This window comes from Chryseobacterium sp. CT-SW4 (genome assembly GCF_048572715.1).
Taxonomy (GTDB): domain Bacteria; phylum Bacteroidota; class Bacteroidia; order Flavobacteriales; family Weeksellaceae; genus Chryseobacterium.
In genome coordinates this window covers 1,288,813-1,306,473 of record NZ_CP183840.1, presented here as the reverse complement: position 1 = coordinate 1,306,473, position 17,661 = coordinate 1,288,813, and the positions used below count along the sequence as shown (strand labels likewise).

18 protein-coding genes are annotated in these 17,661 nt (G+C 37.4%); 4 read left to right on the top strand and 14 right to left on the bottom strand.

All coding sequences use genetic code 11. The features are described 5' to 3' along the window. Positions 1 to 15 precede the first annotated feature (15 nt). The 5 genes from ABJ974_RS05870 to ABJ974_RS05850 all read right to left on the bottom strand — a co-directional run bounded on the left by ABJ974_RS05870 (position 16) and on the right by ABJ974_RS05850 (position 2,931). A complete protein-coding gene (locus ABJ974_RS05870; RefSeq protein ID WP_419870456.1) occupies positions 16 to 438 on the bottom strand; it encodes a hypothetical protein in 423 nt (140 codons plus the stop codon). A 271-nt stretch (positions 439 to 709) separates the two neighbouring features. Continuing rightward, positions 710 to 1,414 (bottom strand): YqjF family protein, encoded by a 705-nt coding sequence (locus ABJ974_RS05865; RefSeq protein WP_419870455.1) that lies wholly within the window; start codon positions 1,412 to 1,414, stop codon positions 710 to 712. Continuing rightward, complete coding sequence (locus ABJ974_RS05860; RefSeq protein ID WP_419870454.1) at positions 1,411 to 1,860, bottom strand: SRPBCC family protein; 450 nt, start codon at positions 1,858 to 1,860, stop codon at positions 1,411 to 1,413. Before ABJ974_RS05860 ends, ABJ974_RS05865 begins: the two co-directional genes overlap by 4 nt. Positions 1,861 to 1,909: 49 nt before the next feature. After that, complete coding sequence (locus ABJ974_RS05855) at positions 1,910 to 2,356, bottom strand: hypothetical protein (protein WP_419870453.1); 447 nt, start codon at positions 2,354 to 2,356, stop codon at positions 1,910 to 1,912. Positions 2,357 to 2,430: 74 nt separating this feature from the next. After that, positions 2,431 to 2,931 (bottom strand): GbsR/MarR family transcriptional regulator, encoded by a 501-nt coding sequence (locus tag ABJ974_RS05850; RefSeq protein WP_419870452.1) that lies wholly within the window; start codon positions 2,929 to 2,931, stop codon positions 2,431 to 2,433. Positions 2,932 to 3,123: 192 nt separating this feature from the next. Here ABJ974_RS05850 and ABJ974_RS05845 point away from each other — a divergent pair, with 192 nt between their 5' ends. Continuing rightward, a complete protein-coding gene (locus ABJ974_RS05845; protein WP_419870451.1) occupies positions 3,124 to 4,326 on the top strand; it encodes a C1 family peptidase in 1,203 nt (400 codons plus the stop codon). Between the two features lie 110 nt (positions 4,327 to 4,436). Here the strand turns inward: ABJ974_RS05845 and ABJ974_RS05840 are convergent, their stop codons facing one another. After that, a complete protein-coding gene (locus ABJ974_RS05840) occupies positions 4,437 to 5,498 on the bottom strand; it encodes an NADH:flavin oxidoreductase (protein WP_419870450.1) in 1,062 nt (353 codons plus the stop codon). Positions 5,499 to 5,669: 171 nt separating this feature from the next. Between ABJ974_RS05840 and ABJ974_RS05835 the strand changes: the two genes are divergently transcribed. Continuing rightward, positions 5,670 to 6,053, top strand: a complete 384-nt coding sequence (locus ABJ974_RS05835; protein ID WP_419870449.1) for a winged helix-turn-helix transcriptional regulator — start codon at positions 5,670 to 5,672, stop codon at positions 6,051 to 6,053. A gap of 71 nt (positions 6,054 to 6,124) precedes the next feature. Here the strand turns inward: ABJ974_RS05835 and ABJ974_RS05830 are convergent, their stop codons facing one another. Then, complete coding sequence (locus ABJ974_RS05830) at positions 6,125 to 8,557, bottom strand: alpha-ketoacid dehydrogenase subunit alpha/beta (protein WP_419870448.1); 2,433 nt, start codon at positions 8,555 to 8,557, stop codon at positions 6,125 to 6,127. Between the two features lie 142 nt (positions 8,558 to 8,699). Here ABJ974_RS05830 and ABJ974_RS05825 point away from each other — a divergent pair, with 142 nt between their 5' ends. Further along, positions 8,700 to 8,993, top strand: a complete 294-nt coding sequence (locus tag ABJ974_RS05825; RefSeq protein ID WP_419870447.1) for a hypothetical protein — start codon at positions 8,700 to 8,702, stop codon at positions 8,991 to 8,993. 1 nt (position 8,994) lies between these two features. Here ABJ974_RS05825 and ABJ974_RS05820 read toward each other — a convergent pair whose 3' ends face one another. The 5 genes from ABJ974_RS05820 to queA all read right to left on the bottom strand — a co-directional run bounded on the left by ABJ974_RS05820 (position 8,995) and on the right by queA (position 14,125). Beyond that, entirely contained in the window at positions 8,995 to 9,972 is a 978-nt protein-coding gene (locus tag ABJ974_RS05820) for a polyprenyl synthetase family protein (RefSeq protein ID WP_419870446.1), read from the bottom strand. Positions 9,973 to 10,045: 73 nt separating this feature from the next. Then, entirely contained in the window at positions 10,046 to 10,912 is an 867-nt protein-coding gene (locus ABJ974_RS05815) for a hypothetical protein (RefSeq protein WP_419870445.1), read from the bottom strand. A 23-nt stretch (positions 10,913 to 10,935) separates the two neighbouring features. Next, positions 10,936 to 11,862: a sterol desaturase family protein gene (locus tag ABJ974_RS05810; RefSeq protein ID WP_419870444.1), complete on the bottom strand. Its 927-nt coding sequence runs from the start codon at positions 11,860 to 11,862 to the stop codon at positions 10,936 to 10,938. Between the two features lie 73 nt (positions 11,863 to 11,935). Next, entirely contained in the window at positions 11,936 to 12,970 is a 1,035-nt protein-coding gene (gene rlmN, locus ABJ974_RS05805; RefSeq protein WP_419870443.1) for a dual-specificity RNA methyltransferase RlmN, read from the bottom strand. Positions 12,971 to 13,075: 105 nt separating this feature from the next. Continuing rightward, positions 13,076 to 14,125, bottom strand: a complete 1,050-nt coding sequence (gene queA, locus ABJ974_RS05800; RefSeq protein ID WP_419870442.1) for a tRNA preQ1(34) S-adenosylmethionine ribosyltransferase-isomerase QueA — start codon at positions 14,123 to 14,125, stop codon at positions 13,076 to 13,078. Between the two features lie 180 nt (positions 14,126 to 14,305). Between queA and ABJ974_RS05795 the strand changes: the two genes are divergently transcribed. Beyond that, positions 14,306 to 14,998: an AIM24 family protein gene (locus tag ABJ974_RS05795; protein ID WP_419870441.1), complete on the top strand. Its 693-nt coding sequence runs from the start codon at positions 14,306 to 14,308 to the stop codon at positions 14,996 to 14,998. A 49-nt stretch (positions 14,999 to 15,047) separates the two neighbouring features. Here ABJ974_RS05795 and ABJ974_RS05790 read toward each other — a convergent pair whose 3' ends face one another. Next, on the bottom strand, positions 15,048 to 15,542 hold the full coding sequence (locus ABJ974_RS05790; RefSeq protein WP_419870440.1) for a DNA-deoxyinosine glycosylase: 495 nt from the start codon (positions 15,540 to 15,542) through the stop codon (positions 15,048 to 15,050). Between the two features lie 78 nt (positions 15,543 to 15,620). After that, on the bottom strand, positions 15,621 to 17,618 hold the full coding sequence (locus tag ABJ974_RS05785) for a S9 family peptidase (RefSeq protein WP_419870439.1): 1,998 nt from the start codon (positions 17,616 to 17,618) through the stop codon (positions 15,621 to 15,623). Between the last annotated feature and the right edge of the window lie 43 nt (positions 17,619 to 17,661).

Below are 17,661 nucleotides of genomic sequence, written 5' to 3'. Positions count from 1 at the left end.
TCGATTTTAGATTAGTTAATATCTATCTTTCTCTCTTTTTAAAGATTCTTTCTGGCTTTTATAATTTTTCTTTAAAGCTTCTTTCTGTGTTTTTCTTTGGCTGTCGCTTAAATTTCTGTTATTTTCAATCTGCCTTTTATCATTTTCATATTTATTTTCCAGATCATCAATTCTGTTTTCCACCTTTTTCTTTCTTTCATCTTTTGTGGATCCGTACTTTTCTCTATAAGCCTCATCATACTTACGGTTGTCTTCTCTTTGTTTGGCAGAAAGTTCTCTTTTCTTTCTTCCTTTTTCCTCTCCTGACAACGTGCGGTCTTTGCCTATCTGCTTATACTGTTCCGCATATTCCTTATTCATTTGTTCCTGCGTTTTCTGAGCAGAAACACTCACTGATAAGCCAAGGGCTACAAGGCTTAGAACTAAAATTTTGTTCATGACATTTATATTTTTAAAATTAGTTTTTTATTTATAAATATTTACTATTAACATTCTTTTTCAATAAAATAAATGATTAACATAAATAACTATAATTAAAAAGTTAGTATTAATTATACACATATCATACCACATTCATGATTAACTTTGCCCTATTTCAGGGACACTTCAGTAACTAATTGTCTTTCAATAATATTGTTTTGAAAATAAGTTATTTATTATTTTCTCTTTATCACAATCAGGAGATTTAAGCAAGAAACTGTATATCCCGTCAGGCTATATACTTTTTAGTTTTTACTTCGATTTCTGATCCTTCCGCCAGCATCACAGAGAGAGGGCCTTTCTCATTCAATGATTCAAAATCTTTTCCATATACTTTTTTAAAATCAATATCTATCTGATAGTCCTTTACTTTATAATAGTTCCATTTGGGGTGGACCACTTCATATTCCGAAGTCTTATTTCTATATTTTGTGAAACCGAAATAATGCTCGGTAATAAATTCAAACTCCGAATCCACTACCATGGGGCGTTGTTTATGCTCTGCTTTAATTTCAATAGAATACCAGCTTTTATCTTTCCAGGAATACTTAATGAGCAGTTCATCTTCTCGCCTGTGAATCTGATTTTTCATAGGCATCGTCTGATAGCTTTCCTTATAAATTGAGTTGGCTACTAAGGTCAATGCCGGTTTAGGAACAATTTCCTTTATAAAAACCACACCCCTTTTCCATACATCATTTTCTTTTTTCTTTACATAAAATCTCAGATTCACTTCTTCAAAATTTCGGTGAAAGGGAATCGAAAGTCCCAGTAGTTTTGTATTCAGAAACATAAACCCAACAAGGCTTACATAACATTTTCCCTGATAAAAATCGAGTTCTGTTCCTTCCGGAAGATAGGGCAATAAGACCTCAGGAGCAATTTCATAATTAATGATCGCTAGTTTGCGCCATTCTGCTTTTAAAAAGTTCATAATTCTGCGGTGTTTTTAATACTTTTATTTCTTTCTGATAAAAACCGGGTAAGATACCGGGTAAGGAAAATATGGTTAACAAGTTTTCCTATTATTCCAAAGGGTGATTCAAAATCAAAAACATCTATCATCAGTGTGTGTCCTGCCTCTTCTTTGAAAATATGCCGGTGATGCAGGGACTTAAAAGTCCCTTTCAGCATAATATCCGTGAACTCCTCAGGTTTTCTCATATTGATGATCTTCGAAGTATGGGTCTGATAAACACCCAGGTGTCTGGCCCGCCATGTAACCGTTTCATTATTTTCAATCAATCCGCTTGTTCTGCCTGCAATGGCTTTCTCCTTTGTTTTTGAGGTAGACTGCTGGTGAAGGTCTATATCCCGGGCGAGATCAAAAACGGTATTGATATCGGCTTTTATAATGGTTTCCAAATAAATTCTTGGCATAGTTGATATTTAAAGATTTAAAAAGTCTGATCTTGTTCTTTTGTTTTTTTTAAAAAGAATTTTCATGAATATTTTGAATAATAGATCTTTCATTTTTAATGGATTTAAAACGGTTGTAAACAGGAAAGTACTTTTGCATTTGCCGGTAACATTCAATTACATATAAAACAGCCATAACCGGACTATAGAAAAAAGCTAAAACCGGGAACACCAGAAAAACCATGGCTATCATATTGTTATTTCCGAAGAGCAGGAGCACAAGAAATGACAGATAAACCGGCAGGATAAGATATCCATAAATTTTAAATAATAAAGATTTCTTATAAGAATAAGAGCAACGAATTAAATAACTTATCAGTTGTGAAATTCCAACTCCTAAATAAAATAATATAAGAAGTTCACTATTTCTCAGTGTTAAGTCAGCCAGTACGATACAGCCTATTACCAATAGTACTGCCATCTGAACATAAAAATCATATTTAAAAAATGTTTTCATAATTTTTATCATTTTTGTATTTTCAGTAATTATTGAAAGTTTAAATCAAATAAAAAAGGAATTGAACTCCTTCCTTATTTCAGCAGATTGGTGATTTTCCCTACCAACCAGTGATCATCGCTCTTGATAGCCAGATCCATTATATTAAATACTTTACCTGTTACATTTTCCATCTCCGTCATTAAAGCGGTGAATTGTCTGGCTTCTTCCGTATCTTCATCTACATGCTTCAGCTCTGAAATGGAATTGAGAACCGGTTCTATTTCTCTTTTTTTTCTTTCTTTCACTAGTTGCTTAAAAAGGAACCACTGGTCTCTCTCTGCAAAAAAATATTCTTTACGATCCCCTTTCACCAATTCTTTACGGACAATTCCCCACTCTATCAGATTACGAAGGTTCATATTGGCATTTCCTCGCGAAATCTGCAGCGCTTCCATTACTTCATCTGTAGAAAGTGGTCTTCCTTCCGCCAAGAGTAATGCATGAACCTGAGCCATAGTTCTATTGATTCCCCAATTGGTTGCCAATGTCCCCCATGTCTGAATATACTTTTCTTTAGCTTCTGAAAGTTTCATTATACTGTTCTCTTGAATTAACATTACAAATGTAATTATATTTTTTGAATTTTCAAAAGTTTCTGAAAATTAATTTTAGTTTTTATCTGTATTTGTTCTGGAGCAATCTTTACAGAAGATTTCGGAAATAATCACTTATTGCTGTAACAAATCACTGCAATATGCGACTATTTTAATTTAAACTCTATGTTAATGAAAAATAATAAATTGGCAGCACTGCTTCTTGTTTTATCTACCGGAAGTATGATGTTTGCTCAGGATGACTTAATCAACAAGTTAAAGAACAATCACTCTCAAAACGCGAACTTTCAATTTACTTCCCTGAAAGAAGTGGGAGCTACTTCGGTAAAGAACCAGGGTTCCTCAGGAACTTGCTGGAGCTACTCCGGAAACTCTTTTCTGGAATCGGAAATGCAGAGAATGGGGAAAAAACCTGTTGATCTGGCTGAAATTTTTACAGCAAGAAATTCATACCATGACAAAGCTAAGCTTTATGTTCTTAATAATGGAGCAATCAACTGGGGAGATGGTGGTGAGCTTCATGATGTGATCAATATGTACAAAAAATACGGCGCAGTCCCTCAGGAAGCATACAGCGGATTAAAACCAGGGCAGACGACTAATAACTTCAAAGAAATGCAGGAAAAACTAAAACCTGTATTAGACAGTTTAGTTCAGGCATCCTCCAAAGGAAAACTTTCTGATAACTGGATGGCTTCCGTAGATGCAATTCTTGATGAATATCTGGGAAAAGTTCCTTCCAGCTTTACATACGGAGGAAAAACCTATACGCCTAAAACATTTGCTAATGAGGTGGTAGGTATCAATCCTGAAGATTATGTTGAACTATCTTCTTATAAAGACTATCCGTACTATCAGAAATTCGTAGTTCCGATTCCGGACAACTGGAGCCACGACTCAGACTGGAATGTTCCTATGAAAGATTTAACAGCCATTGTGGATAACGCCCTTAATAAAGGGTATTCTATCGGATGGGCTACGGATGTTTCCGAACCTTATTTTTCATACAAAAACGGAGTTGCTTATGTACCTGATTTAGATTTGGATCAGATAACTCCTGAGGTGAAAAAGAACCTATTCACCGAACCTAAGAAAGATAAAGCAATCACCGAAGATATGCGTCAGAGAGCATTGAACAATCTTTCTACAACGGATGATCACGGAATGCACATCGTAGGACTTGCTAAAGATCAAACGGGAAAAGAATATTATATGGTTAAAAATTCATGGGGTGTCACCAATGATTTTGAGGGTTACCTGTATGTAACCAAACCTTATGTAGAATATAAGTCAACTGCTATTCTGGTTCATAAGAATGCTATTCCAAAGAACATTTTAAAGCAATTGAAACCAAGTAAAAGTATCGGTTTATAAATCACTTTTGCCTTAATGGCAAATTAGATATTTATATTGTTAAAAAAACAGCTCTCAGAAATCTGAGAGCTGTTTTCATTAAGCGAATCGAAATAGAAATTATTTCTTTTTTAATATAGAGTCTCTAAGCTTGATGCTGAAAAATCTGCTAATTCCTCAAGCTTTCCTTCTTTTACTTTTTTCACCCACTGGTAATCATTCAGGATGGCACGCCCTACCGCTACCAGATCAAAATCTTGACGATCCAGCCTGCGCAGTAATTCTGACAGATCAGCTGTTTCAGATCCCTTTCCTTCAAATGCTCCCATAAAGTCACCGTTTAGACCTACTGATCCTACGGTAATGGTTGGCTGACCCGTTATTTTTTTGGCCCATCCTGCAAAATTCAGGTCCGAACCTTCAAATTCCGGCTCCCAGAAACGACGCTGTGAACAGTGGAATATATCTACGCCTGCTTCTTTCATTGGGATAAGCCATTCTTCCATTTCATTGGAGCTAAGTGCCAGCCTGCTTTTATAATCCTGCTGCTTCCATTGGGAAAGACGGATAATGATTGTAAAATCGTTACCTACTGCCGCCCTGATAGCTTTAATGATATCTACTGCAAAACGGCTTCTTTCCTTTAATGTTTTTCCTCCATATTCGTCCGTACGGGTATTGGTCACTTCCCAAAAGAACTGGTCAATAAGATAACCGTGAGCTCCGTGAATTTCAAGACAGTCAAATCCGAGATCTTTTGCTGATTTTGCGGATGCTGCAAACTGCGCAATTGTATCCTGAATATCTTCGAGGGACATCGTAGCCGGAGATTCCATAGGCACAGCGGGATATTCCTCTGACATTCTGGTATCACCTACATGCCATATCTGAGGGCCCATCTTTCCTCCATTCTTATGAACACTATCGATTACGTTCTTCCATCCCTGTAATGCTTCGTTTCCATAGAAATCAGGAATGCCCGGTAAGTTTTTTGATGCAGGTCTGTTGATTACGGTTCCTTCCGAAAGGATCAAGCCTACTTCTGAAGCTGCTCTTCTTGCATAGTAATCAGCTATGGCCTGTGTCGGTATTCCGTTATCGGATTGTCCTCTGGTCATGGGAGCCATTACTACTCTATTTTTAAGCTGAAGATTTTTATAACTGAATGGCGTGAATAATGCTTCTGTACTCATTTTGTATTGTTTTATTTTTTTAAATTCATAATTGTTACACAAAGTAACTAATAATAGTTCGTTTTTGTATCTTTTAATAAAAAAAAGTGGTAACTTCGCAGTAACTGATGTTAGTAACATTTAAGTAACTTATTAAATATTGATCTCCTTTTACCTTAAATACATCTTCACATGAAAAAGAATGAATTAATGCAATACAGCTGTCCTCTGGGAAAAGCCATGTCCGTTTTAGGAAGCAAATGGAAGCCGATTATCGTACTGGTAACCAAAGACAGAAAATTACGTTTCGGGGAGCTTGCGGCACGGATCAATGTTATCTCCCGGAAAGTTTTAACGGATCAGCTAAGAGAAATGGAAACGGATGGCTTAATTGTACGGGAGGAATTTAAGGAGCTGCCTCCAAGGGTTGAATACAGCCTTACGGAGAAAGGACTGGCACTTCTTCCTATTTTTCATATGCTGGAGGAATGGGAAGCTACTTATCAGAATAAAGAATTACACTCGGAAGAATGCAGCACTTCCAATAAAGAGAAGACAAAGTTGGCAAAAGCTTAATCTACAAAACTTAATTTCAATAAAAAAACCGCTTCCCAAAGAAAGCGGTTTACTTTTATCATTAACCTTCATTAAAATATCGCCGGATATTTCTGAGGATTGGTTTCATTAAACATCGCATAGATTTTCTCTACCATATCATCTGCCGACGGCTTACTGAAATAATCTCCATCACTTGCATACGCAGGACGGTGATCATTTGCAGAGATCGTTAAAGGATCAGAATCCAAATATCTGAATGCTTTTTGCTTTTCAAGGATCTGCTGAAGAATGAATGCGGATGTTCCGCCTTCCACATCTTCATCAATTACTACTAACCTGTTGGTCTTTTTCACGCTTTCTACAATCTCGTGAGAAAGGTCAAATGGAATCAAAGACTGGATATCGATCACCTCTGCAGAAATTCCTAATTTTTCCAGTTCATTGGCAGCTTCCGTTACAATTCTCCAGGTGGATCCGTAAGTCACTAATGTCACATCTTTTCCTTCTTTTGTAACTTCTATTTTTCCTACCGGAACAGTAAATTCACCTAAGTTATCCGGTTGTTTTTCTTTTAGACGGTAGCCGTTCAGGCATTCTACGATTACTGCAGGCTCATCTGCCTGAAGCATGGTATTATAGAACCCGGCAGCTTTGGTAAGGTTCCTAGGGACCAATACCAAAATTCCTTTGGAAAGGTTTAAAATTCCGGCCATAGGAGAACCTGAATGCCAGATTCCTTCCAGTCTATGTCCTCTTGTTCTGATAATTAAAGGGGCTTTCTGTCCTCCTTTGGTTCTGTACTGAACCGTTGCAAGGTCATCACTCATTCCCTGTAAACAGTATAATATATAATCCAGGTACTGAATTTCAGCAATAGGTCTTAACCCTCTCATTGCCATACCGATTCCCTGTCCTAAAATCGTTGCTTCCCGGATTCCGGTGTCAGCAACACGTACCGCTCCATATTTCTCCTGCATTCCTTCCAATCCCTGGTTCACATCTCCGATATTTCCGGCATCTTCTCCGAAAACAAGGGTCTGAGGATATTTTTCAAAGATCTTATCGAAATTATTTCTTACCACTACTCTTCCGTCCACATCTTCCGAATTGTCGGAATATACAGGCTTAACTTCTTTTACGTTAGTTGCTTTCCACTGAGACTGGGAGTACAAATGGGAAGAATAGTTATCTTTTTCTATTTCAGAAATTTCATTGTATTTCTGCATTAAAAGGCTTCTTTCCGGAGAATCGGAACCTCTTGTAGCCAACAGAGATTTTCTAACCAGATGGAAGACGTCTTTCTTTGCTTTGGAAACCAACTTATTATATTGGGAAATATAATTTTCTATTTCAGAATTCTGACCTTTAAGACTTTCCACTAATGGCAATACGGACTGTTCTAAATCGGTAATAGCTTTCTGATAGTGTTCCCATGCCGCTTTCTGACCTGCTTTCACCATCTTTTTTGCTTCCGAGTCGATGGTTTCCAGTTCTTCGGAAGATGCTATAATTTCTTCTTTGCCGTCTATTTCTATGGAATAATTAAGGATCCATTCTTTGAATTTGGCAAGTCCGTCAAACTCTGACTCCCAGGCAAGGCGGTCTTCACTTTTATATCTTTCATGAGATCCTGATGTAGAATGTCCCTGGGGCTGAGTTACCTCGATGACATGTACTACTACAGGAATACTTTCTGTTCTTGCAAAATGTTCGGCTCTGGCATAGGCATCCAGTAATGCCGGATAATCCCAGGCTTTTACCTGAATGATTTCACAACCCTGCTGCTCATCTTCTTTTCTCTGAAATCCGCTCAGCATTTCAGAAATATCAGCTTTTGCCCTCTGATTTCTGGTAGGAACGGAAATTCCATACCCATCATCCCAGATAGAAACAATCATAGGAACCTGGAGCGCACATGCGGCATTCAGTGTTTCCCAGAAATGACCTTCGGCAGTAGAGGCATCTCCTATTGTTCCGAAAGCGATTTCATTACCTCCTTTTGAAAATTTTTCTGATCCGTCGAATTGCACCGTTTTATAAACTTTCGAAGCCTGAGCCAAGCCTAATAATCGTGGCATCTGCCCTGCAGTAGGTGAAATATCTGAAGATATATTTTTTTGAGCGGTAAGATTTTTCCAGCTTCCGTCTTCATTTAAGCTTCGGGTAGCAAAGTGACCGTTCATCTGTCTTCCTGCTGACGCCGGTTCTCTTTCTACATTAGTATCTGCATATAACTGTGCAAAGAAACTTTCAACAGTTAAAGCATTTACAGCCAGCGCAAACGTCTGGTCCCTGTAATATCCGGAACGGAAATCTCCATCCCTGAAAACTTTAGCCATAGCCAACTGAGGTAATTCCTTACCATCACCGAAAATTCCGAATTTGGCTTTTCCGGTAAGTACTTCTCTTCTTCCTAAGTAAGACATTTCACGGGAAATCCTTCCCAGTTTGTAGTCTTCAAGTATCTGGTTTTTGAAATCCTGAAAGGAAATCTGCTGAGTTTCAATATAAGTTGTTTGCATAGCCTATGGATATTCTACAAATATAAAAATTTTTGGTATTCGCGAATATACACTTTTTAAATTAATTTTAATTTTTGATAATGTTTTTTAAAAATTTGATAATAATAAATTTTGTATATTACTTTGGATAAAATAATATCATATGGAAAAAAAATCCCCTCATATTTTGAATGCTTCGAGTAATCTCCTGGGATTTTCTTTACTTATTATTACGTCTTTAAAGATTACGAAAATAAGCCACAGCACGTATTTGGACGAATTTGCCGGCCTTGCATGCCTTCTTTTTGCCTGTAGCTGTTTCTTCTCATTTCTGGCTATACGAGCAAAAAAACAAAAGCAGGAAAATCAATACGAAAGCATTGCGGATTATTTATTTTTAATTGCATTATTTTGTATAGTACTGGCAGTTATTATCGTAACTGTAAAAATTATTTAGGTTAAAATTTTCTTTCAATTACGTAATCCAGCATAATATGTAATGACCTTTTGGCGTCAGAATCGGGAAATTCATCAAGGATATTTTTGGCTTTCTGCTGAAAGTCTTTCATCACCCCTATCGCATAATCCAGTCCTCCGGAACTCTTTACAAAGGCGATCAGCTCCTTTACCCTTTTCTGGTCGTTATTATAGCGCTTGATCGTATTGAAATAATATTTACGATCCGATTCACTGGCTATTTTCAGGGTATGGATCAGCGGAAGCGTCATTTTTTGTTCTTTGATATCAATACCTACGGGCTTTCCTATAAAATTGGAGCTCAGGTAATCGAATAAATCATCTTTAATCTGGAATGCCATCCCGGTATAGGTTCCGAAATCCTGCATCTTTTTAGCAAGCTTTTCGTCCGAGCTGTTGGAAAGAATACCGATTTCACAGCATGCTGCGATCAGTGTTGCGGTTTTCTGGCGGATAATCTCGTAATATACATCTTCTGTAATATCCAGCTTTCTCGCCTTTTCCAATTGGAGAAGCTCCCCTTCTGCCATTTCCCTGATCGTTCTCGAAATCACGGAAAGCAAGTCATAATCTTTATGATCGGTAGAAAGCAATACGGATTTGGATAATAGATAATCCCCTACCAGTACGGCTATTTTGTTCTTCCACAAAGCGTTAATAGAAAAGAAATTCCTTCTTTTAAAACTTTCATCTACTACATCATCATGAACTAATGTCGCCGTGTGGATCAATTCTATCATGGAAGCCCCACGATAGGTTTTTTCATTGACTTCCCCTATGAGCTTTGCACAAAGAAAAATAAACATTGGACGCATTTGCTTTCCCTTTGTTGTAACAATGAACCGGGTTACTTTATCAAGTAAGGGAACTTTGCTTTGCATTGATTCATAAAACTTTTGTTCAAAAAGTTTCATTTCTTCATTAATCGGTTGCTTGATTTCTTCTACAATATTAGCCACAATCTAAAGTTGAGGGGGTATAGTTATTAATTAAACAAAGATAATTTTTTTCAGCCAAATTAAAAGCTAAAATTCAGGGATTGAATTGTTCTTTTGGAATAAAATACAAACTTGGCCTGGTATTCCCCAACGGTGAGTGGAATTTTTCTCCGGAAATATAGATTCCTTTATCATTTACCGCAATTCCTTCTATTTGTCCTATGCTTAAAGCACTTCCTAAATAATAGTGTTTCGGAGATTCTTTAAAGAAAACACCGGGTTCTGTTTCAGAAAATACATCGAGAAATACTTCTGTTTTTTTGGTGTAGCCTATAAGATATAATTTTTTATTGAAATAAGAAGCATCCGTTACTACAAAATTAGTCTTATAAGATTCTGTTTTTACAGCATTCTGCTCTTTATCAGCTTCCGGATCAATAATATAATGGCTCGTTGCCCTGGAAGCCCATTCTTTAGTAAAAACATGAAGCTTTCCGTTTAAATAGATCATGGCTTCCGCATCAAAATCATTGCTGAGATTTTTTGAGGTAAAATCTTTCTGTTCAGGATAGAGGAAAGAGATCGTTTTAATAGAGTCAGGCTGGGAGAAAGGAATTTTATATATTTTTAAATCTTTTCGGGTTCCTGCATTATTTCCAAAATCCCCGATATAGAAATTCTCCCCGTCGTTGGTTAAGGCTTCCCAATCGGTATTTTTAATATTAAATTTTAAGGTTTCCTGAATTTCTCCTGACAAAGGGTCTATTTTATAAAGCTCAGGGGCATTTCCACTATCATTGAATGTATATAGATCTTCTTTAAAAAAGTTTAATCCTGAAGATTCCTCAATACGGTCACTCAGATAATTCACTCTGTATTTTCTTATTTTGAAAATATCCGTCTGTTGGGGAAAGACGAGCTGGATAACAAAGCAGACGAGGATCAGACTAAACTTTTTCATAGGACAAAAATACATCTCTCAGATTAACCGGGCATCTGTTTCTTTTTATTCTGTTTTTCAAAATATTCTTTCTGAAACTGCTTTACCGTTTTTCCGGTTCCGTCATGCCTCCATCCGGGAGCGTTAAAAAGATAGTTGATTCTATCGGTCACTTTCAGTCCGGGCTGTTTTATATCTTTCCAAATTTTTCTCCATTCGTACAGCAGTACGGTATCGGGGCGGTTATCCGGCATTTTGGGATATATTCCATATTTAACGGGTATATTCGGGTCTTCTTTTTCAAATGTTCCAAAAATTTTATCCCAGATGATGAGACACATTCCCATATTCCTGTCCAGGTATTTGATATTGCATGCGTGGTGTACTCTGTGATGAGACGGAGTAACCAGGATATATTCAAGGAACCCCATACTTTTTACGGTCTGGGTATGTACCCAGGTTCCATATACCTGCCCTATGGCGTACACCACCATGATGTGCCATGGATTGAATCCTAAAAAGGCCAACGGAGAAAAATACAGATATCTGTATAATGGCTGGAAAACAGGACTTCTGAATCCTGTAGTCAAATTAAAATATTCAGAATTGTGGTGGGTAATATGCACTGCCCAGAAGGCTCTGGAATGGTGATCCACATAATGCAGAACATAATAGGCAAAATCGGTAACCACAAAACATATGATCCAATACCAGATTGTAAAGTCCCAGTTGATAAGGCGATAGCTGTAAAAGAAAAACATCACTCCCATTGCAAAGGCCTTCATCAAAAGATCGAGACCAAAGTTAAGAAGTGCCAGATATACGCTGGTAGCAACATCTTTACCGTTATAAAGCTTTGCTTCCGAGACATGACTGTATATCATTTCGGCCAGGATTACGGTGGCATGAAAGGGAATTGCCCACGCGTACACGTTTTCTAATCCATCTTCACCAAGAAGGAAGTCCATCATCACTTAAAGTTTTACACAAAAGTAGGACTTTAAGAAATGTATTAAAAAAAATTAAAAGATTTTTAATAAAATTTTAATCGGTTGCTTTATTGGCGAGCTGTCCGCATGCCGCATCTATATCTCCTCCGCGGCTTCTTCTTATAACCACCGTAATACCAGCTTTTTCCAGCTGACGGACATAGTTTTCTTCCGCTTCTTTATTACACTGGTCATATTTCCCGTCACCGATAGGGTTATATTGAATTAAATTAACTTTAGAAGGAACCTGCTTACAGTATTTAATAAGGGCTTTTATATCTTCATCTTTATCATTGATTCCTTTCCATACACAGTATTCAAAGGTAATTACTGAACCGGTCTTTTCATACCAGTACTGAAGGGCTTCCATAATTTCTGTCAGTGGAAACTTATCGGAAAAAGGCATAATTTCATTACGCTTCTTTTCTATTGCCGAGTGAAGTGATAAGGCCAGCTTTACCCTAAGGTTATCATCGGCCAGCATTTTTATCATTTTTGGGATTCCTGAAGTGGAAACGGTAATTCTTCTTGGCGACATAGCCAAACCTTCGGGCTGGGTAATTTTTTTGATGGCTTCAACTACATTTTTATAATTCATCATCGGCTCTCCCATACCCATAAATACAATATTGGAAAGCGGACGGTCAAAATACAGTTTACTTTGCCTGTCAATGAGTGCTACCTGGTCTACAATTTCAGCAACTTCCAGATTTCTCATTCTTTTCAGTCTTGCTGTTGCACAAAATTCGCAATTCAGGGAACATCCTACTTGTGAAGAGACACAAGCCGTAGTACGGGTTTCGGTAGGAATTAATACGGATTCCACCATGAGCCCGTCATGAAGCTTGACCCCGTTTTTGATGGTTCCGTCCGTACTTCTCTGAAGCAGGTCTACAGAAACAGGGTTAATGGTGTATTCTTCGGATATTTTTTCACGAAGAGGTTTTGAAAGATTCGTCATTTCATCGATGGAGTGAAGGTTTTTACTCCACAACCAGTCATACACCTGTTTCGCTCGAAAAGGCTTTTCTCCTAAAGAAACAAAGTATTCTTTAAGCTGATCTAATGATAATGTCCGGATATCTTTCAAAATATTAAATTGAGTATCTATTAAATTATAAATTTTAGATTAAAATCCTGTCTGAAAGTCAAGACCCAATCTAAAATTTATAATTTATTTTATTTTTAAATATAATTACAAAATAAGCATTGCATCACCGTAAGAGTAGAATTTATATTTTTCTTTTACGGCTTCTTCATAGGCATGCATAATAAAATCTCTTCCTGCAAAGGCAGCAATCATCATGATCAATGTAGATTTTGGGGTGTGGAAATTCGTGATCATAGAATTGGCTACTCCAAAGTCATGAGGCGGATAGATGAACTTGTTGGTCCAGCCGCTGAAAGCAGAGATCTTTTTATTGGAAGAAACTGATGTTTCCAATGCTCTCATGGTAGTGGTTCCTACTGCACAAACTCTTCTGTTTGCTTCTACCGCTCTGTTGATAATTTCCGCATTCTTTTCATCAATGATGATCTCTTCGGATTCCATTTTATGCTTGGAAAGGTCTTCCACTTCAATCGGGTTGAATGTTCCCAATCCAACGTGTAAAGTGATTTCGGCAAAATCGATTCCTTTAATTTCCAATCTCTTCATCAAATGCTTAGAGAAATGCAATCCTGCAGTAGGTGCAGCTACAGCTCCTTCTATTTTGGCATAAATGGTCTGATATCTTTCTGCATCTGAAGGTTCTACTGCTCTTTTGATGTATTTCGGAAGCGGGGTTTCACCCAATTCTTTCAATTTGGTTCTGAATTCTTCATAAGAACCGTCAAATAAAAATCTCAGGGTTCTACCTCTGGAAGTTGTATTATCAATAACTTCAGCTACCAAAGATTCATCTTCCGTAAAGAACAGCTTGTTCCCGATTCTTATTTTTCTGGCGGGATCAACCAGTACGTCCCATACACGGGTTTCTTTATCGAGCTCTCTTAAAAGAAATACTTCGATTTTAGCTCCGGTTTTTTCTTTATTTCCATAAAGACGTGCAGGAAAAACTTTTGTATTATTGAAAATAAATAAATCTTTTTCATCAAAATAGTCTACAACATCTTTAAACAGCTTATGTTCAATTGTTTCTGTCTTTCTGTCAAGAACCATTAATCTGGCCTCGTCTCTGTGTTCTGAAGGGTGTTCCGCCAGTAATTCGGCAGGAAGATCAAAATTAAAATCTGATGTTTTCATTTTTTAAATTACGGTTTAAAAATTATCTCAATTACAATAAGTAATTTTTCGGACTGCAAATATACGATATTGAACACCCCTTTGTCAAGTATTAATTTAATACATATTAAAAAACCGTATTATCACGGTATTTTCTGAACTTTATTTTATCTACTTTTGTGTACCAAAAAAATTACACTTATGAACAAATACTCATTAGAATCGTTTGTGGCAGAAACAAAAGAAAACCCAAATGAAAGAGATTATTTTGAACTTGAAAAGCCCCAGATGCTTGAGATCAACTTAAATAACCAGTCTGTATGGACAAAAGCTGGAAGCATGGTTGGATATGTAGGAAATATCAAGTTTGAAAGACAGGGAATGTTAGCCGGAGGAATTGGAAATCTTCTGAAAAAAGCCATCAGTGGTGAAGGAACCAGACTTATGAAAGCGGAAGGAACAGGAAAGCTGTATGTAGCGGATTCAGGGAAGAAAGTACGCGTTCTGCATTTAGATAATGAGTCCCTTTGCGTAAACGGAAATGACGTCCTTGCTCATGACCAAACTATCAAAAGTGATATTACCATGCTTAAAAGTATTGCAGGAGTGATGGCAGGCGGGCTATTCCAGGTAAAACTTTCAGGAACCGGTCATATTGCGATTACCACTCATGGTGATCCTTTAACCTTAATGGTAACACCGGACAGCCCGGTATTTACTGATCCTAATGCTACGGTGGCATGGTCTGGTAATTTAACTCCTGAACTTAAAAGTAATGTTTCTCTCAAAAGCCTTATCGGAAGAGGAAGCGGGGAAGAATTCCAAATGAAGTTTTCAGGAAACGGATGGGTACTGATTCAGCCTTATGAAGAGATCTATACGCTACAAAAATAATTGTTATTATTATAAGTAAAGGAACAAAGGCATTTATTGTCTTTGTTTTTTATGGCTTTATAAAATCTAATATCTTTTTCCAGTCTTCTAGCTTCTTTTCCCATGGAATGGTATGAAGGGGACTTGTAGAGGGCATTAAAAACACAGGAATTGTATGATTCTTACCTAAAATCTTCTGTAAATTCTTATAGGATTTCCCACCATTACAGAAAATTGCTTTTATATGGGGATATTCCTCCAATAGTTCTGCGATTCTGTTGGCTTCTTCATTCCTGATCTCTGAGTCCAGGCTTCCTTTTCTTTCACAGGAGTCAATTACATCCCAAAGGGCAATATGATGTTTCTTCAATATCTCAATTCTTTCAGAATATGTATCTGTAAACTCTTCATTCAGCAATTCCAGTATAATTCTCCAGAATTTATTTTGCGGATGAGCATAATATTGCTGCATTTCCAGGGACTTTACGCCGGGAATAGAGCCTAGAATCAGGATTTCGGAAGTATGATCCACCAATGGAGGAAATGAAGAAATTCTTTTTTGCATGCTTCAAATATATAAATTTTGGCTAAAGCCTTTTGGTAGGGAATAAAAAAACGGGCTTAAGCCCGTTTCCCGTATTTATTAAAGTGTTTCTTTTAACCATTCAAAAAATTCTCTCTGCCACACCAATGCGTTCTGAGGGTGAAGTACCCAGTGATTTTCATTAGGGAAGTAAAGGAATTTGGTTTTTAAACCTTTTAATTTTGCAGCCTGGAAAGCTTCCTGTCCCTGTTCGTAAGGTACACGGAAATCTATTCCTCCCTGGATCACCATAATAGGCTTATTCCATTTGTTTACAAAATTACTCGGATTGTATTCCGTATAAGATTTAGGAACGGGGTTATCATAAGGTGAACCTCCTAAATCCCAGTTGGCAAACCAAAGCTCTTCTGTGGTCAGATACCATGACTTCATATCGAACAATCCATCATGAGCGATAAAAGTTTTAAACCTGTTGTCATGGATTCCTGCCAGCATGAATACGCTGTAACCTCCATAACTAGCTCCTACTGCAGCCATTCTGTCTCCATCCACATAAGGTAAAGTCTTGGCAAAATCTGCTGCTGCGAGATAGTCTCTCATTGGCTGTCCGCCCCAGTCTTTTGAAATATCCGCATTCCACTTTGTCCCCCAGCCCGGCATTCCTCTACGATTTGGCGCTACAATGATATAATCGTTAGCTGCCATTAATGCAAAGTTCCATCTGGTGCTGAAAAATTGAGTAAGTGCAGATTGTGGTCCTCCCTGGCAGTATAACAGGGTCGGATATTTTTTATTCGGGTCAAAGTTCGGTGGGTAGTGGAACCACACGCCCATTTCTTTACCATCCGAAGTTTTCACCATTTTAAGCTCGGATTTCCCCTGCGCCAGCTGAGCGTAGGTCTCTTTATTTTCATGGGTTACCTGCTTCATTTCTCCGTTCTTGATGTTTACGGAAAATAATTCTGTAGCATGATTAATATCTGTTCTTCCTACTAAAAGTGATGTTTTATTGTCTGCAAAGATTTCATTAACGTCAAAATCACCTTGGGTAAGCTGCTGTACTTTTGAAGTTTTAGGATCTAAAGAGAAGATCTGTTTTGTTCCTCTGAAAGCAGCTGTAAAATAAATAGTTTTGGAATCTCCGCCCCAGAATACATCTCCTGAAACACTTTCATCCCAACCTTTTGTAAGATTGGAGATCTTTCCGGATTTCCAGTCCATTATTTTAATATCATTTTTATCGGCTTCATACCCGTCTCTTTCCATGCTCTGCCATGATAAAGATTTTCCATCGGGACTGAATTTCGGATTGACATCGTATCCTTTATTCGATTCTGTAAGGTTTTTGGTAGCTCCTGACGTTAAATCGTATGCAAAAATATCTGTATTGGTACTGGTAGCATAGTCTTTTCCACTTTTAGGCTTCACTACATATAGAAGCTGGGAAGAATCCGGACTCCAGATAAAGTCTTCGCTTCCTCCGAAAGGTCTTTGCGGTGAATCCCAGGCTTTTCCCTGCTGTAAATCTTTTGCCGAACTTACCGGCTGGTCGGCATTCACTACAAAAACGTGGTTGTATTTTCCTTCGTTAAAGTAATCCCAGTGTCTATGGTTCAGGTCCGTATAAATCTGGGCGGTAGTGTTGGGAGTATCTTGATATTTATCTTTTCCCATTACTTTTTCCACCAAAACCTGTTTACTGAAAGCTATTTTCTTTCCATCGGGTGAAATAACGATATTATCCGCTTCTCCTATGGTGTAAAATTCGCTCCATGTTTTACCATTATCTTTTGAAAGATAGATTTTATCATCCTCCTGCGCATAGATCCCGTTTTTATCCCATTGAATAAGGGCTTTTTTTCCAAAATCTATTTTAGAAGACTGACTGTTGAGAATATTCAGAAAATAATTTTCATTTTTTGTTTTTTCCGTTTTCAGATCTACCTGTCCCACTTTATAGATAAGGGAAGACTGATCCGGTGATACTGCCTGAACTCCCACCTTTTTAAGGGTCCAAAGAATCTCAGGAGTCATTCGTTGTTGTGCGTTCATTAAAAGTGGTGCTGCCAAAGCAAGCAGACTGTACTTAAGTTTCATATGTTGATTTTCATTTTTTTCAATTTGGGAAATGTAAACAGTT

Coding starts and splice junctions, on each gene's coding strand:
- ABJ974_RS05870 (WP_419870456.1), bottom strand. CDS start 438: ATGAACAAAATTTTAGTTCTAAGCCTTGTAGCCCTTGGCTTATCAGTG.
- ABJ974_RS05865 (WP_419870455.1), bottom strand. CDS start 1,414: ATGAACTTTTTAAAAGCAGAATGGCGCAAACTAGCGATCATTAATTAT.
- ABJ974_RS05860 (WP_419870454.1), bottom strand. CDS start 1,860: ATGCCAAGAATTTATTTGGAAACCATTATAAAAGCCGATATCAATACC.
- ABJ974_RS05855 (WP_419870453.1), bottom strand. CDS start 2,356: ATGAAAACATTTTTTAAATATGATTTTTATGTTCAGATGGCAGTACTA.
- ABJ974_RS05850 (WP_419870452.1), bottom strand. CDS start 2,931: ATGAAACTTTCAGAAGCTAAAGAAAAGTATATTCAGACATGGGGGACA.
- ABJ974_RS05845 (WP_419870451.1), top strand. CDS start 3,124: ATGAAAAATAATAAATTGGCAGCACTGCTTCTTGTTTTATCTACCGGA.
- ABJ974_RS05840 (WP_419870450.1), bottom strand. CDS start 5,498: ATGAGTACAGAAGCATTATTCACGCCATTCAGTTATAAAAATCTTCAG.
- ABJ974_RS05835 (WP_419870449.1), top strand. CDS start 5,670: ATGAAAAAGAATGAATTAATGCAATACAGCTGTCCTCTGGGAAAAGCC.
- ABJ974_RS05830 (WP_419870448.1), bottom strand. CDS start 8,557: ATGCAAACAACTTATATTGAAACTCAGCAGATTTCCTTTCAGGATTTC.
- ABJ974_RS05825 (WP_419870447.1), top strand. CDS start 8,700: ATGGAAAAAAAATCCCCTCATATTTTGAATGCTTCGAGTAATCTCCTG.
- ABJ974_RS05815 (WP_419870445.1), bottom strand. CDS start 10,912: ATGAAAAAGTTTAGTCTGATCCTCGTCTGCTTTGTTATCCAGCTCGTC.
- ABJ974_RS05810 (WP_419870444.1), bottom strand. CDS start 11,862: ATGATGGACTTCCTTCTTGGTGAAGATGGATTAGAAAACGTGTACGCG.
- queA (WP_419870442.1), bottom strand. CDS start 14,125: ATGAAAACATCAGATTTTAATTTTGATCTTCCTGCCGAATTACTGGCG.
- ABJ974_RS05795 (WP_419870441.1), top strand. CDS start 14,306: ATGAACAAATACTCATTAGAATCGTTTGTGGCAGAAACAAAAGAAAAC.
- ABJ974_RS05790 (WP_419870440.1), bottom strand. CDS start 15,542: ATGCAAAAAAGAATTTCTTCATTTCCTCCATTGGTGGATCATACTTCC.
- ABJ974_RS05785 (WP_419870439.1), bottom strand. CDS start 17,618: ATGAAACTTAAGTACAGTCTGCTTGCTTTGGCAGCACCACTTTTAATG.